This window comes from Salinicola rhizosphaerae, from assembly GCF_014652715.1.
Classification (GTDB): Bacteria; Pseudomonadota; Gammaproteobacteria; order Pseudomonadales; family Halomonadaceae; genus Salinicola; species Salinicola rhizosphaerae.
Window position 1 is genome coordinate 159,031 of record NZ_BMZI01000005.1, and the last position, 14,034, is coordinate 173,064.

Sequence of the window (14,034 nt, forward strand, 5' to 3'; positions counted from 1 at the left end):
GTTGCCGCCTAGACCCGCTCGACTGTGTTCAAGCGACGCAGATCCACCGCCATCTCGAGCCCTGCCTCGAAGCGTGCCCCGATCAGCGCCTGATGCGCCCTGATCAACTCGCGGGTCCGCTCGTCACTCACCGCGGCCAGCGCCACCAGCGCCTTCTGCAGGCGGATGCCGATCTCCACCGTCGAGGCACCGTCACGCGCAATCGGCGTGAAGAAGTCCTCGAACAGATCCTCGCTTTCGAGCGGCTCGACGTAGACATGCTCGGCGGCGGGAACGGCTTCGTCGATTCCGCCGGCCGCATGACGCAGCCACGGCGTCAGCACGCGCACGCCGCAACCGATGATATCGATCGCCGTACCGGGGTCGTTGATGCCGGGAGAGAGCGCCTTGGAAGCCACTTCGGCCAGCACGATGATGCCGAAACGCGGATCCTGCTCGAAATGTCGCGACGGCCCGATGGTAAAGGCCTCTGCAATCGCCTCCGCGCGCTCGTCGTCCAGACCGGCGGTGAGCGCCAGTACGCTGCCAGCGTGAACGAAGCTGCCCGGCAGCACCTGGACGTAGATGGCCTGGGCGTCGGACTCGGCCAGCGACGAAAGCCTTGGCATATCGACATGCTGCACGTAGCCGATCTGCTCGGACGGCACCGACTTCAGGTTGACCGGCAGCGACTCCGGCATTGCACTGCCGCCGAGATAGGGGTTTTCCATGCGCTGCTCCAGCGCCTGCCGCGCGGCCGTCTCGACCTTGTCGATGGTGTCGCGCACGCGCCCGAGCCGGGTCAGGTAGCCTGCCCATTTGATCAGCTGATAGACCACCAGAACGACGACCACGATCGTCACCGCGAACAGCAGCGAGCGTCCGTCCTCGTCATAGATACCTGCCGCCAGCGCGATGATACCGACGAGACTGAACAGGAAGGCGCCGATAAACGTGGCCAACGTGTTCTGGGTCACGCGGTCTTCGATCAACAGGATGTTGGCGCGCGGGCTGACGTTGCTGGTGGCGGACCCATAGGAGGTGACCATCGCGCTGAGCGAGAACGTCGTCACCGCCAGCATGCTCGACGCCATGATGTTGAGAATGCTGTCGACGGCGCTGGCGCCGACACTGATCGCACTGGGCACCTCCAGCCACGGCGTGGCGAGCCATGCGACCAGCGCCGTCACCATGCCGGCCAGCGAGTAGAGCGTGGCGCGATACCACAGCGAGCGGTGCAGCCGCTGCCACAGCCAGTGAAGACGTCCTGTCATGCCAAATCCTTTTATGAAGTGCTCGGGCCTTAGTCTAGGCGCTGAACTATGCTTGTTGCGCCAATTGAGAGACCGGTTCGGCAAAAGGAGTTTGCCATGACCACCAGATCCGCCCGGCGCGTGACGCGCCATCGCTGCGGCAAGGGATTCACCTATCGTACGGCCAGCGGCAAGACGCTGACCGACAAGTCCTGGCGCGACTGGATCGCGACGCTGGCGATTCCACCGGCCTGGCGCGACGTCGAGATCGTGCTCGACAAGCAGCACCATATCCACGCCACCGGCCGTGACAGCGCCGGACGCAAGCAGTACGTCTACAACGCCGAATGGCGGGAAAAGCGCGAGGTACTCAAGTTCGACCGTATCGTCGAGTTCGCCCAGCGGCTGACGCCGATGCGGCGCACCACTGGCCAGCATCTCGCGCTCGACGGCATGCCGCGTGAGAAGGTGCTGGCCTGCATGGTGCGACTGATCGATAGCGCTTACTTCCGCCCGGGCAGTGAGCGCTATCGCGACGAGAACGAATCCTACGGCTTGACCACCATGCGCTCGAAGCACCTGACCATCGAGGGTGACGAGCTGATCTTCGACTATCAGGGCAAGAGCGGGCAGCAGCAGCACCGCGTGGTCGAAGATGAGCGGCTGGCCAGGATCGTCGCCGAGCTCGATGACATTCCCGGCTACGAGATCTTCAAGTATTTCGACGATGACGGGAACAAGGTGCACGTCGACAGTCACGACCTCAACGACTACATCCATGACGTCATGGGCGAACGCTTCAGTGCCAAGGACTTCCGCACCTGGGCCGGCACTTCCATCGCCGCGCTGGCGCTCGAAGAGCTCGGCCCGGGCGAGGACGACAAGACGAGCGAGAAGAACGTGCGAGAAGCGGTCGAGCGCGTCGCCAAGATGCTCGGCAACACCCCGAGCATCGCCAAGGCCAGCTACATCGACCCACGGGTGGTCGAGAATTACCTCGACGGCCGCACCCTCGAGCACTTTCGCAAGCTGGTGGAAACGAAGCTCGAGCAGGACGACGAGCTCATCGGGCCGGACGAGCGTGCCATACTCGGCCTGCTGCGTAGTCGTCTGAAATCGGAACGTTGAACGCTATCCCGCTCGACGTAACGGTAATCGACGCCGCAAGTAAGCAGATGCTAAAAGAGAAGGTCATTTTCCACTGTCAGGGATCGCCCCATGAGCCACGCCGACACGACATTCGATACCGTCGTCTACGTCACCAACGCCGGGGACGGCACCATCGGCAGCTATGGCCTCGATCGACAGGCTCAGCGGCTGGTGCCGATGGCGACGACGCCAGCGGCTGAGAACGTGATGCCGCTGGCGCTGAGTCCGGATCGTCGCTTCCTTTACGCCGGCGTGCGCAGCGAACCGCTGCGAGCGCTGAGTTTTCGCATCGAGCCCGACGGCACGCTGAGCGAGCTTAGTAGTGGCGCGCTCGAGGGCAGCATGGCCTATATCGAAACCGATCGCAGCGGTCGCTACCTGCTCGCGGCGTCCTACGGCGGCAGCGTCGTCAGCACGAGCCCCATCGACGAGCACGGCGTCGTCGGTGACGCGCTGGAGACGCTTCCCTCCGGCAAGAGCGCTCACGCCATCGCCGCCACACCCGACAACCGGTACGTTTTCGCCACCCACCTCGGCGACGACACGCTGGCGCAGTACCGCTTCGAGGACGGCACGTTGACGCCGAACGACCCTCCCCTGGTCGACGTCGAATCCGGCTCCGGTCCTCGCCACTTCGTGTTCGCGCCCAACGGCCGTTTCGTTTTCGTGCTCGGCGAATTCAGCGGCAGCGTGACGACTTTCGCCCTGGATGCCGAGAGCGGCACCCTGAGCCATGTCGCCGTCTGCAGCGCGCTGCCCGATTCGATGGCGCTGGCTCCCGGCATGCCGCAGGAGAACATCCCGGCGGGCGATGACACGCAGCGCATCTGGGCGGCTGATATCCATATCACGCCCGATGGACGCCATCTCTACGTTTCCGAGCGCACCAGCAGCACCTTGAGCACGCTGCGAGTCGATCCCGACTCCGGCCAGCTCGAATTCATCGCCAGTCAGCCGACGGTGAAACAGCCGCGTGGTTTCGAGATCGACCCCACTGGGCGCTACCTGGTGGCCGTTGGCGAGCGCAGCGATCACCTGATCCTGTACGCCATCGATCCGGCGAGCGGCACACTCGAGCACCTGAGCGAGGCCCCGGTGGGTGCCAAGGCCAACTGGGTCGAGATCGTGGCCTTCGACTGACACCCAGGCTCTTTGATGGCAGTCCAAAGCCCTTGAATGGCAGCCCACAGCCCTTTAATGGCAGTCAAAAGCCCTTTGAATGCGCGTGACACCGCGCGCTGTTATACTCTTGGCCCGTTCCAAGTTGTCGACAACTTGTGACAGCGGTCGAATGACGCTGCCGAGTCGCTCGCGAAATCCGCGCCACCGCCACATTCGTGCAATCGCTAAAGAGAGGTCAACGAACAGACATGTCCAATACGCCCAAGATCATCTACACGCTCACCGACGAAGCGCCTGCACTGGCCACCTACTCTCTATTGCCGATCATCGAAGCCTTCACCGGGACCGCCGGCATCAGCGTCGAAACGCGAGACATCTCGCTGGCCGCCCGCGTGCTGGCCCAGTTTCCAGACGCACTGAGCGATGAGCAGCGCGTCAGCGACGACCTGGCAGAGCTCGGCGAGCTCGCCAAGACGCCGGAAGCCAACATCATCAAGCTGCCCAACATCAGCGCCTCCGGGCCGCAGTTGAAGGCCACCATCAAGGAGCTGCAAAGCCAGGGCTATCCGCTGCCGGATTACCCGGACGAGCCGAAGGACGACAAGGAAAAGGCAGTCAAGGCGGCCTACGACAAGGCCAAGGGCAGCGCGGTCAACCCGGTGCTGCGCGAGGGCAACTCCGATCGCCGCGCGCCGAAGTCGGTCAAGAACTACGCCAGAAAGTACCCGCACCGCATGGGTGAGTGGGCCAGCGACTCCGCCTCTCATGTCGCCCACATGAGCGAGGGCGACTTCTACGGCAGCGAACAGTCCGCGACCCTGGCCAAGGCCGGCAAGCTCAAGATCGCGCTGAAGCAGAAAGACGGCACCGAAATCGTGCTCAAGGATGGCCTGGCCGTTCAGGCGGGCGAAGTCATCGACGCCGCGCGCATGAGCAGTCGCCAGCTGCGCAACTTCATCGACAGCGAGATCAAGGATGCCAAGAAGCGTAACGTGCTCTTCTCGCTGCACCTGAAGGCCACGATGATGAAGGTCTCCGACCCGATCATGTTCGGCATGGTGGTCGAGGAGTTCTACAAGGAGGCACTCGAGAAGCACGCCGAGGCGCTGAAGCTGGCTGGCTTCAACCCCAACAGCGGCATCGGCGATCTCTACAGCGCGATCGAGAAACTGCCGACCGAGCAGCAGGACGCGATCAAGTCCGACATCGACGCGCTCTACAAGGAGCGCCCGCCGATGGCGATGGTCAACTCGCACAAGGGCATCACCAACCTGCACGTGCCGTCCGACGTCATTATCGACGCTTCCATGCCGGCGATGATTCGCGACTCCGGCAAGATGTGGGGGGCCGATGACGCGCTTCACGACACCAAGGCGGTGATTCCGGACCGCTGCTACGCGACCATCTATCAGACCGTGATCGAGGACTGCAAGCAGCACGGCGCCTTCGATCCGACCACCATGGGCAGCGTGCCCAACGTCGGCCTGATGGCGCAGAAGGCCGAAGAGTACGGCTCCCATGACAAGACGTTCCAGATGCCGGCCGATGGCACCGTAGTCGTCACCGACGAGAACGGTCAGACGCTGTTCAGCCACGACGTCGAAGCCGGCGATATCTGGCGCATGTGCCAGACCAAGGACGCGCCGATCGCCGATTGGGTCAAGCTCGCCGTCACGCGGGCTCGCGACAGCGGCGCACCCGCTCTGTTCTGGCTGGATGCCAACCGCGCTCACGATGCCCAGCTGATCGAGAAGGTCGAGACCTATCTCAAGGATCACGACACCAGCGGCCTGGATATCCGCATCCTGGCGCCGGTCGAGGCAATGAAGGTCTCGCTCGAGCGTATCCGTAAAGGCGAAGACACCATCTCGGTTACCGGCAACGTGCTGCGCGACTACCTGACCGACCTGTTCCCGATCATGGAGCTCGGCACCAGCGCCAAGATGCTCTCCATCGTGCCCTTGATGAACGGTGGCGGCCTTTTCGAGACCGGCGCCGGTGGCTCCGCGCCGAAGCACGTGCAGCAGTTCCTCGAGGAAAACCACCTGCGCTGGGATTCGCTGGGCGAATTCCTCGCACTGGCGGCCTCGCTCGAACACCTCGGCAGCACCTTCGACAACGCCCGCGCCAAGATCCTCTCGGCGACGCTCGACCGCGCCAACGGCGAGTTCCTCGACAGCGACAAGTCGCCCAAGCGCAAGGTCGGCGAACTCGACAACCGCGGCAGCCACTTCTACCTGGCGCTCTACTGGGCCAAGCAGCTCGCCGCCCAGACCGACGACGCGGAGCTGAAGTCGCTGTTCGAAGAGATCGCCGGCACGCTGGAGAAAAGCGAGAAGACGATCGTCGACGAACTCAATGGCGTGCAGGGCAAGCCGGTCGATATCCAGGGTTACTTCCATCCTAACGGCAAGCTGGCGAGCGACGCCATGCGCCCGAGCCAGACGCTGAACGCCGCACTCGAGAAGCTCTACAAGGCCTCTTGATCGGAGCGCCGGTACCGCCGGGTACCGGCTCTCCGGGCTGGAGCGTTCAAAGTAGCCTGAAAGAAACGGGCCCGTGCCAATGGCACGGGCCCGTTTGTATTGCTGCCCGGTGACCCCGTTGGATCATCGGGCAAAAGTGCCTCAGCTCGTCGCGAGTGACGAGTTCGACTTGCCACCGAAGGCCGCCGGCACTTCCGGCTCGTCGACCGCGAAGATGCCGCCGCTCAATCGGCGCACGCGCTTCATGAACAGCGCAATGCAGATCAGCGTGCCGATGGCGGCAACCACATAGCTCACCTGCAGCGTCAGGCCGAAGCCGATCGGCGCATACGCCAGATAGGTGAAGGTCGCCATGGTCATGAACAGCGCCGGAATCAGCGTGATCAGGTACGGCTTGCGCGAGAGAACGAGATACATGGTCGCGACCCACAGCGCGATGACAGCCGTCGTCTGGTTCGCCCAGGAGAAGTAGCGCCACAGCAGGGTGAAGTCCATGTGCGTCAGCGCATACGACACCACGAACAGCGGTGCCGCAATCAGCAGACGCCTTACCAGCGGGCGCTGGTCGATCTTCAGATAGTCGGCGATGATCATGCGCGCACTGCGGAACGCCGTGTCGCCCGATGTGATCGGCAGCACGATGACACCGAGGATTGCCAGCGTGCCGCCAATCGCCCCGAGCATCGTGGTCGAGACTTCGCTGACTACCGCCGCCGGGCCACCCGCCGCCAGCACGTCGGAGAGCGTGTGGTCACCGTGGAACAGGCTCATCGCGGCCGCCGCCCAGATCATCGCGATGACGCCTTCGGTGATCATCATGCCGTAGAAGATCTTGCGCCCATTACCCTCGTTCTCGGTGGTGCGCGAGATGATCGGCGTCTGCGTGGCGTGGAAGCCGGAGAGCGCCCCGCAGGAGATGGTCAAGAAGAGCAGCGGGAAGATCGGGGCACCTTCAGGGTGCATGTTCTGGAACGACAGTTCCGGAATCGGCGCGCCGGTAAAGATCAGACCGAGGCCGACGCCGAGCGCACTGAACAACAGCAGTGCACCGAAGTAAGGGTAGATTCGGCCGATGACCTTATCGATCGGCAGTAGCGTCGCCAGCAGATAGTAGGCGAAGATCACCAGCGTGATCAGCGTCAGCGAAATCGGCGTCATGTTGGCGAGCAAGGCCGCGGGCGAGGTCACGAAGACGGTACCAACCAGCAGCAAAAGCAGAATGGCAAACCCGTTGACCACGTGTTTCATCGCCTTGCCGAGGAACTTGCCCGCTAGCTGCGGCAGATGCGCGCCGTGGTTGCGAATCGAGATCATCCCGGTCAGGTAGTCATGCACGGCGCCCGCGAAGATGCAGCCGATCACGATCCAGAAGAACGCGACGGGGCCGTAAAGCGCACCAAGAATGGGGCCGAATATCGGGCCGACACCGGCAATATTGAGCAGCTGGATCAGCGAATTGCGTGTGGTGTTCATCGGCACGTAGTCGATGTCGTCACGCATGGTGAACGCCGGCGTACGCCGCTTGCGGTCGGTCACGAAGACCCGTTCCACGAATTTTCCGTACGTGAAGTAGCCTGCTATCAGCAGCAGGATCGATGCGATGAATGTGATCATTTTGGGTCCCTGAAACAGAAGAAACGCCTTTTGAGCGTTCGACGGGAACGTCACTCGACCGATCAAGGCCGCAGCTTCGTCATTCAGGCGCTAATTTACGAATGTCGCTAATCGATTACAGCTAGACTTTAGTGGCAACATCACGGTAAATCCGCTTGTCTGTCAGGCACCGCTCACGCATTCTTGGCCTTTCCCGACACCTGCCCTTCTGCCGCATGATGAAAAACTCCATCGCCGTCTGGCTGATCGCTTTGACGACCGCCCTGTCATCCCTTCAGGGGGCCGCCGCCGAGCCTCACACTGCCGGCATGATGGCGCGCGTCGATACCGGCACTTTGACCTCTGCCGACACGCTGACGCGCCTGGCCCCGGATGCCGACCCCGAAGTGCTCGCCCTCGGCCTGGCAACCATGCAGTGTGCGCAACTTCACGGCGTCGCCGAAGACGCCAAGCGTCTCGCGATCATCGACTACAGCCGCTCTTCACTGACGCCGAGACTCTGGGTATTCGACCTTGAGCGGGGAACGTTGCTTTTTCACGAGGTTGTCGCTCACGGTCAGGGGTCGGGTGGCAACGTACCGGATCGATTTTCCAACGAAGAAGGCTCGCACGCTTCGAGTCTGGGACTCTTCGTGACTCGCCAGACCTATGAAGGCAAGCATGGAGAGTCCCTGCGACTGGATGGCCTCGAGCCAGGTTTCAACGATGCGGCGATGAGCCGGGCGATCGTGATTCACGGCGCGGACTACGTGAATCCGGCTCTTGGCGAACGCCAGGGCCGTCTCGGGCGCAGCTGGGGCTGTCCAGCGCTCCGACCGGGGATCGCCGGCGACGTCATCGAGTCACTCAAGAACGGTCAGTTCGTCTTCTCTTACTATCCGGCACGGGACTGGTTGACCCGTTCAGCACTGACGCAGTGTGGTCTTGCCAAAGTCGAACAGACCGGTGGTGACGCAAGACTGCTGGGGTCACGCTGACGGCGGCCGACAGCGCCTCGACATCGGTGCCTCGCGATCGGATCGTCGGGACCGGCTGACCGATAACCTCACCGGGTTGCGCTACCGCAATCGCTGACTCACGCTTGAGAGAGATCACGGACCGTCGTCCAACAGGAGTGTCGTCATGTGGAACCGCGGCGCCATCATCGCCCTTGTCGCTCTACTCCTCTCCTCGACCGTTCAGGCCGCGCCGTTCTGGGGGGAGAAGCAGTCTCGTCCGGTCGACACGCCACTGGTCGATCTCGCGCCGGGCGCGTGGATCTGGGGCGGTGACGACAAACGAGGCGGCCCGATGGCGGTCATCGTCAGCCTGACCGAGCAACGAGCCTACGTCTATCGCAATGGCATTCTGATTGGCGTCACCACGGTCAGTACCGGTCGTCCCGGCTACGAAACGCCAACCGGCGTCTTTACCGTGCTGCAGAAGGACAAGGACCACCACTCGAATCTTTACGGCAACGCGCCGATGCCCTATCAGCAGCGCCTGACCTGGGATGGTATCGCTCTGCATGCGGGCGGCCTGCCCGGCTACCCGGAGTCTCATGGCTGCGTTCATCTTCCGACGGAGTTCGCGCGGCTGCTGTTCGACGCCTCCAATCTCGGTATGACGGTCGTCGTCTCCCAGGCGGACAAGGCACCGATCTCCGTCGTTCACCCCGGGCCGCTCAGCCCGATCGATGCAACGACCGGCGCCGATCTCGACATCCCGAGGCTCGCCGACGGCAGTGCGTGGCGCTGGTCGGAAGACGCGCCGACCGACGGCCCCGTCTCACTCGTCTTGAGCCGCAGCGATCGCCTGCTGGTGGTCTACCGCAACGGCCACGAAATCGGCCGCTCGCGCGTCGAGCTGGCAGAGCCGGGCAGGATTTCCGGTACCCGCGCCTACATCGTGGCAAGCGATGCCGCTAACGCCGGCCACTACACGCCCTCTTCGGCACCGGCCACCGAGACATCGCCGAAGATGCCGAACTGGATCGCCATCGGCGTTCCCGGTTACCGGGAAGCCTCAGGCCAACGTGTCCCCGCCGAGGTCGTCAATCAGGTGAGAGTGCCGGATGGTTTCAAGGCCCGCGCACTACCCCTGCTGACCCCAGGCACCGTGCTGGTCGCGACCGACGCGCACTTCTCGACGCAGACCAGCGGCGAACATCTGCGCGTTATCGACAGCGCGGCACCGCACAGCTGGCTGGACGACATCCTTACCGAGTAACGCGGCGCAGCCTCTCTGCGACATTCGGTGACTGGCGCGCGCGATCACGCTGGCATAAGTTGACAGCTCGATGATCATTCTCTGAACGCTCGACCAGCTGGGAGGTGACCATGTTCCAATCTCTGCTCGTTCCCATCGACGGTTCCGCCGATTCCCATGTCGCCCTCAACGTGGCGTGCCAGCTCGCCGCTCCGGTTCAGGGCAAGCTCTACCTGCTCAACGTGCGCGACCCGTACCCGCAGCTCCATCGTGGCGAGATGCTGAGCGTCGAGGCAGCCATCAAGGCCGCGTCGGTCGAAACCGCCGCCCGCGAAGGAAAAGCCCTGCTCGACGCCGCTCTCGACACGCTGCCCTCGTTTCCGGGCTACAACGGCGAATTCGATACGCTGATCAAGCAGGGCAGCCCAGCGCGGGTGATCGTCGACGAAGCCGAGAGACTAGGTGTCGATGCGATCGTCATGGGCAGCCGCGGGCTCGGACAGTTCAAGGGCCTGATGATCGGCAGCGTCTCGCACAAGGTGACGCACGTTGCCAATTGCCGCGTAATCTGCGTGCACGAGACGCCGACGCGTCATGCAACCCACGCACCACACGAATTCGTCGACTTCGATTGACGACGGGAGAAATCGCCATGGCAAGCGGATGGGCAAAGGATGGTGCCGTCCAGGATCAGATCGACAGTACGGTCGAGGACGGCATCCAGGAAGCCAGAGAGCGACTCAAACGAAACGGGCCCAGTCTGAGCCACTGCGAAGCGTGCGAGGCGCCGATCCCCCAGGCACGCCGAGAAGCGGTTCCCGGCGTGAGACTCTGCATCCAGTGCCAGGCGCTCGAGGACAAACGCCAAGGGCATCACGCCGGCTACAACCGGCGCGGCAGCAAGGACAGTCAACTTCGCTGATCCCGAGCGCCGGCGGATTGTTCAAGCAGGCTGCGCAGCCTGGCTTCGGGCTTCCGATTGCAGTAGACCGATAAGATCCCAGATCGCACGTTTGTAGATCTCGCGCTCCCGCTCGAGCGACATCGCCTCCGCCTCCCCTCGGGACACCGCACTCGTCGCCTGCGTGCCGAAGACGGCGTCGAAGTCCGTGCCGGGAAAGAAGTGACGATGCAGCCGCCGATTCTCTTCCTCGTGATGCGCCATGATGCTGATGGCGTCTTCGGGAGACATGAAGGCACTTTCGCGCCGGAACAGCTCGCTGCCAGGGCCAAGCAACTTGAGGAGACGCTGCTTGAGATCGTCATCGTGGATATCCCGAAACAGCTCTCGCTTCTCCGCGAGCACCTCGCACAGATAGGGATTCCAGCTCACGTTGCTGCGCGTCTTGTCGAAATCCAGCGCTGCCGTGTCGCCCATCAGTCGATGGAAAAAGTCAGTCAGCAAGTCCCCCTCGCGCAGCGCATGACGATCGAGCGGCACGACGGCCACCTGGTTCGCACCGTAGATCTGCCCGAATACCTGTGAAACCGCCCAGAAGTGCGGGTTGCTGCGCTTTCTCGCTTCCTCGAGATAGGTCGCGAAAGACTTGCCCTGCTTGAACCCCCACTGCTGCCAGGCAGACAGTAGGTACTCGTCCTGACGGCGGATGTAGTAAACCACTTCGACCGACTCGAACGTCTCCGCCAGCAGGCCGTGGATCGCGCGACCGATAGGCCCCATCAAATGGTTGATGAGATTCTCGGCAGAAATCAGGAAGGTCCCGTCTCGCCATGACGACGACTCCCGCCAGGCGTTGAGTCGCGATGCGAGCGGCTGCATATCCTGGGTTTCCATGAGCCGGCGAAAAAACTCTCTAGGCGTCTCGCCGTGGGGGCTGAACCCCGGCTCGCCGGGAAGCCGCAGCTCATGGTCAGGTACCACGATCCCCCGCTCGGCCAGCGGCGCGCGGTTGCGGATGATCGCTTTCTGAATGCTCGTCGAACCGCACTTGGCATGTCCGGGGTGAAGGAATAACTTCATGACCAACCTCGAGCGTTGTCGTTTGACGGCTAATCGTCTCGCAACAGATGTAAGCCATCCCCTCATCAGAGACAACGCCCTCACCGTCAAACCGTCCCAGAATCCTGAAATTCGCTGAGGCAGACCATACTTTTCAATGGGTTTACCGACGCGTCACCGACTATCAGTCGCCCGTGGATCACCGACGTCCTCTGCACGCCCCCCGTCAGATCATGGGTGGCCCTGGCAAAGCCAACCTCTTCACCAGCAATTGTTTAAATAACCATATTAAAAACAACCATTATCCAAATCGAACACTAACTAAACTTGGCATTCTCAAACATTCAGCATTTATCACTACTCAAGTGAAGAATCCAGACTATCGAATCGTTAAATAACGCTGCTGCAGAGGTTCTTTTCGGCACTGAATCCAAGCGCTGGCCGCGACACTAAAGTCGATGAAAATTTCTCTTTCTCATCGAGGGAAAAGCCTGCTAGCCTAGTGCTTACAGAGGCCAAGAAGGCCGAATACCTACCAGATATTGATTTTTTCTCTGCAAAACATTCAGTTGCAGAACCACTAAATTAGCTACATCTACCAACGTCGAGTAGACGATAGCATCCGAGGTTCATGGTCGCGGTTCCGCGATCTTTGGCCCGGCCCTGAATCCGGTATATTGCCGGCATTGAGGCGCCGGGCGTTTTTTTATTTATTTAAACCTGGTTGTGTTCGCCGCACGGCGTTGCGCAGGCTGGCAACCTGATCTTGCCTCCTCGCGCGCGCCCAGCCCCGAGAATACCAAGATCCGCCACCGCTCACGCACAGGGCCCCCTCGTGAAACATGGCCCCGGTCGTGAAACGAGAAAATTCATGCTGACGCGCCACCTCGGCGGGCGTATGTTGGACACAGGACGAGTTCAGACAGATTGGTAACCGGAGTGCCTCCGTCAGACCAGCACGACTTATTGCGACCATGAACCTCAACTCGACTCATCAATGAGCACCTCGTCCTGAATACCGAGCTGGCGCATTCGTTCCAATGTATGTCGCCGACTCCTCCCCACGCCCATGGCGCCGAGCTTTCGCGCATGGGCGTTTCTTTTGGCGGGCCCACGTTCTCCTCTGTGTTTCCACGCGTGCGCTACTCCTCCTCTCGGAGGGCCAGCTTCACGACGGCGCGCATCCTTAAGGCAATCTTATCGATTGCTTGCATATTGTTAGCATCTTTCTTGCCCAGATTGTCGCCAATACTGGACACGTGATGAAGATTCAGAGGTTCCCTGCTTTCATCACCTTCCTTACGATCGCACGCGCGATCGCGGCCCGCTCTGACCTCCCCCTGATCCCGCTTTTCAGAGCCGGGCCGTCTTTTTCTCGCTTTTCACTGGCTCACTCACTCGAAGCTACTTCCTGGCTAGCCGCCATGAATGCACCGCTCGGCGCCAGAACCTGAATCGGCTTTCCTAAAACCTGATATTGCCAAGGATGTCAGCGGATCGCTCGTCACGACGGGCTGTCTATAAGATGTCAGGGATATCGGTGAGGAGGGAATCGCCAAACTGATGTGTCGCCAAATCAACAAGAGAGATGCCGACAGGAGATTGGTGGGCCCAGTAGGACTTGAACCTACGACCAAGGGATTATGAGTGCAATTTTGCTAATGTAAGGATCGCGCCTGCAACGCGACTTCCTAACCAAAACAGTTAGTTATGATTTTCCACATCTCGCACCTGTTACTCTGGTTACGTGCAATCAGCAACCAGACCGCAACCAGAGTGGCCTCTCCAAGACTGTGGCGCAGTTGCGCGAGCTTAGGGCTTAGGCCGGTAGCAAGCTAAATGAACGACGTCAGTGTGAGTTAGCAGGAGATATGGCACTGGTGGAGTGAAGTGGGATTTGGTGGGCGGATCTGGGACAAGGCGGGATGTGACGCGGCTTCCAGCGCGGCGCGATGTTTAAAGCAGTGCCAAAGATGCACAAAAGCGAAAAAGGGCCGATCCGACATGGATTGGCCCTTTTTGCGTTAGGTTTGGCACTGAGAATCAGCGCGTATCGTAGTCCAAGAAATCCAGCGCCGAGCTAAGAACATCCCGAAGCGCGCGCGCCTGGTGCTCATCAAGGAGCATCTGCGAAACCTCGCCGTCAGCGTCAATTGCCCGTAGATAGATGTCAGGCTGACCATTGTAGGCAACTACATAAAGGCTGTGATCCAATTCAGCCCCCGATTGAGAGGCTTCGCCGGCCTGGGGAAGCTTAACTTTGAACATGCCGCGATCTGTCATT

The 14,034-nt window shown here is 61.4% G+C and carries 11 protein-coding genes; 7 read left to right on the top strand and 4 right to left on the bottom strand.

The window, feature by feature from the left end; translation table 11 throughout:
* Positions 1–8: 8 nt before the first annotated feature.
* Positions 9–1,253 carry a DUF2254 domain-containing protein gene (locus tag IE125_RS12110; protein ID WP_189444943.1) on the bottom strand — a complete coding sequence of 415 codons (1,245 nt, stop codon included), beginning with the start codon at positions 1,251–1,253 and terminating at the stop codon, positions 9–11.
* A gap of 96 nt (positions 1,254–1,349) precedes the next feature.
* Between IE125_RS12110 and IE125_RS12115 the strand changes: the two genes are divergently transcribed.
* From IE125_RS12115 to IE125_RS12125, 3 genes are all read left to right on the top strand, one after another.
* Positions 1,350–2,360 carry a DNA topoisomerase IB gene (locus IE125_RS12115; protein ID WP_189444944.1) on the top strand — a complete coding sequence of 337 codons (1,011 nt, stop codon included), beginning with the start codon at positions 1,350–1,352 and terminating at the stop codon, positions 2,358–2,360.
* Between the two features lie 90 nt (positions 2,361–2,450).
* On the top strand, positions 2,451–3,521 hold the full coding sequence (locus IE125_RS12120) for a lactonase family protein (protein ID WP_189444945.1): 1,071 nt from the start codon (positions 2,451–2,453) through the stop codon (positions 3,519–3,521).
* Positions 3,522–3,751: 230 nt separating this feature from the next.
* Positions 3,752–5,989, top strand: coding sequence for an NADP-dependent isocitrate dehydrogenase (locus IE125_RS12125; RefSeq protein ID WP_189444946.1), 2,238 nt, complete (start codon positions 3,752–3,754; stop codon positions 5,987–5,989).
* 141 nt (positions 5,990–6,130) lie between these two features.
* Here the strand turns inward: IE125_RS12125 and IE125_RS12130 are convergent, their stop codons facing one another.
* The gene (locus tag IE125_RS12130) at positions 6,131–7,603 is read right to left on the bottom strand and encodes a carbon starvation CstA family protein (RefSeq protein WP_189444947.1); all 1,473 of its coding nucleotides are present in this window, start codon (positions 7,601–7,603) and stop codon (positions 6,131–6,133) included.
* 155 nt (positions 7,604–7,758) lie between these two features.
* Here IE125_RS12130 and IE125_RS12135 point away from each other — a divergent pair, with 155 nt between their 5' ends.
* From IE125_RS12135 to IE125_RS12150, 4 genes are all read left to right on the top strand, one after another.
* Positions 7,759–8,580 (top strand): murein L,D-transpeptidase catalytic domain family protein, encoded by an 822-nt coding sequence (locus tag IE125_RS12135; RefSeq protein ID WP_229809079.1) that lies wholly within the window; start codon positions 7,759–7,761, stop codon positions 8,578–8,580.
* A 145-nt stretch (positions 8,581–8,725) separates the two neighbouring features.
* A complete protein-coding gene (locus tag IE125_RS12140; RefSeq protein WP_189444948.1) occupies positions 8,726–9,811 on the top strand; it encodes a L,D-transpeptidase in 1,086 nt (361 codons plus the stop codon).
* A gap of 110 nt (positions 9,812–9,921) precedes the next feature.
* On the top strand, positions 9,922–10,425 hold the full coding sequence (locus tag IE125_RS12145) for a universal stress protein (protein WP_189444949.1): 504 nt from the start codon (positions 9,922–9,924) through the stop codon (positions 10,423–10,425).
* Positions 10,426–10,442: 17 nt separating this feature from the next.
* Positions 10,443–10,712: a DksA/TraR family C4-type zinc finger protein gene (locus IE125_RS12150; RefSeq protein WP_189444950.1), complete on the top strand. Its 270-nt coding sequence runs from the start codon at positions 10,443–10,445 to the stop codon at positions 10,710–10,712.
* A gap of 21 nt (positions 10,713–10,733) precedes the next feature.
* On the opposite strand, the gene IE125_RS12155 is transcribed toward IE125_RS12150, so the two are convergent.
* Positions 10,734–11,771, bottom strand: a complete 1,038-nt coding sequence (locus IE125_RS12155) for a hypothetical protein (RefSeq protein WP_189444951.1) — start codon at positions 11,769–11,771, stop codon at positions 10,734–10,736.
* A 2,022-nt stretch (positions 11,772–13,793) separates the two neighbouring features.
* On the bottom strand, positions 13,794–14,033 hold the full coding sequence (locus IE125_RS12160) for a hypothetical protein (RefSeq protein ID WP_189444952.1): 240 nt from the start codon (positions 14,031–14,033) through the stop codon (positions 13,794–13,796).
* Between the last annotated feature and the right edge of the window lies 1 nt (position 14,034).

Bases quoted from the DNA above. Each gene is read 5' to 3' on its own strand.
- IE125_RS12130 (WP_189444947.1), bottom strand. From the start codon at position 7,603: ATGATCACATTCATCGCATCGATCCTGCTGCTGATAGCAGGCTACTTC.
- IE125_RS12110 (WP_189444943.1), bottom strand. From the start codon at position 1,253: ATGACAGGACGTCTTCACTGGCTGTGGCAGCGGCTGCACCGCTCGCTG.
- IE125_RS12115 (WP_189444944.1), top strand. From the start codon at position 1,350: ATGACCACCAGATCCGCCCGGCGCGTGACGCGCCATCGCTGCGGCAAG.
- IE125_RS12150 (WP_189444950.1), top strand. From the start codon at position 10,443: ATGGCAAGCGGATGGGCAAAGGATGGTGCCGTCCAGGATCAGATCGAC.
- IE125_RS12140 (WP_189444948.1), top strand. From the start codon at position 8,726: ATGTGGAACCGCGGCGCCATCATCGCCCTTGTCGCTCTACTCCTCTCC.
- IE125_RS12125 (WP_189444946.1), top strand. From the start codon at position 3,752: ATGTCCAATACGCCCAAGATCATCTACACGCTCACCGACGAAGCGCCT.
- IE125_RS12155 (WP_189444951.1), bottom strand. From the start codon at position 11,771: ATGAAGTTATTCCTTCACCCCGGACATGCCAAGTGCGGTTCGACGAGC.
- IE125_RS12160 (WP_189444952.1), bottom strand. From the start codon at position 14,033: ATGACAGATCGCGGCATGTTCAAAGTTAAGCTTCCCCAGGCCGGCGAA.
- IE125_RS12145 (WP_189444949.1), top strand. From the start codon at position 9,922: ATGTTCCAATCTCTGCTCGTTCCCATCGACGGTTCCGCCGATTCCCAT.
- IE125_RS12120 (WP_189444945.1), top strand. From the start codon at position 2,451: ATGAGCCACGCCGACACGACATTCGATACCGTCGTCTACGTCACCAAC.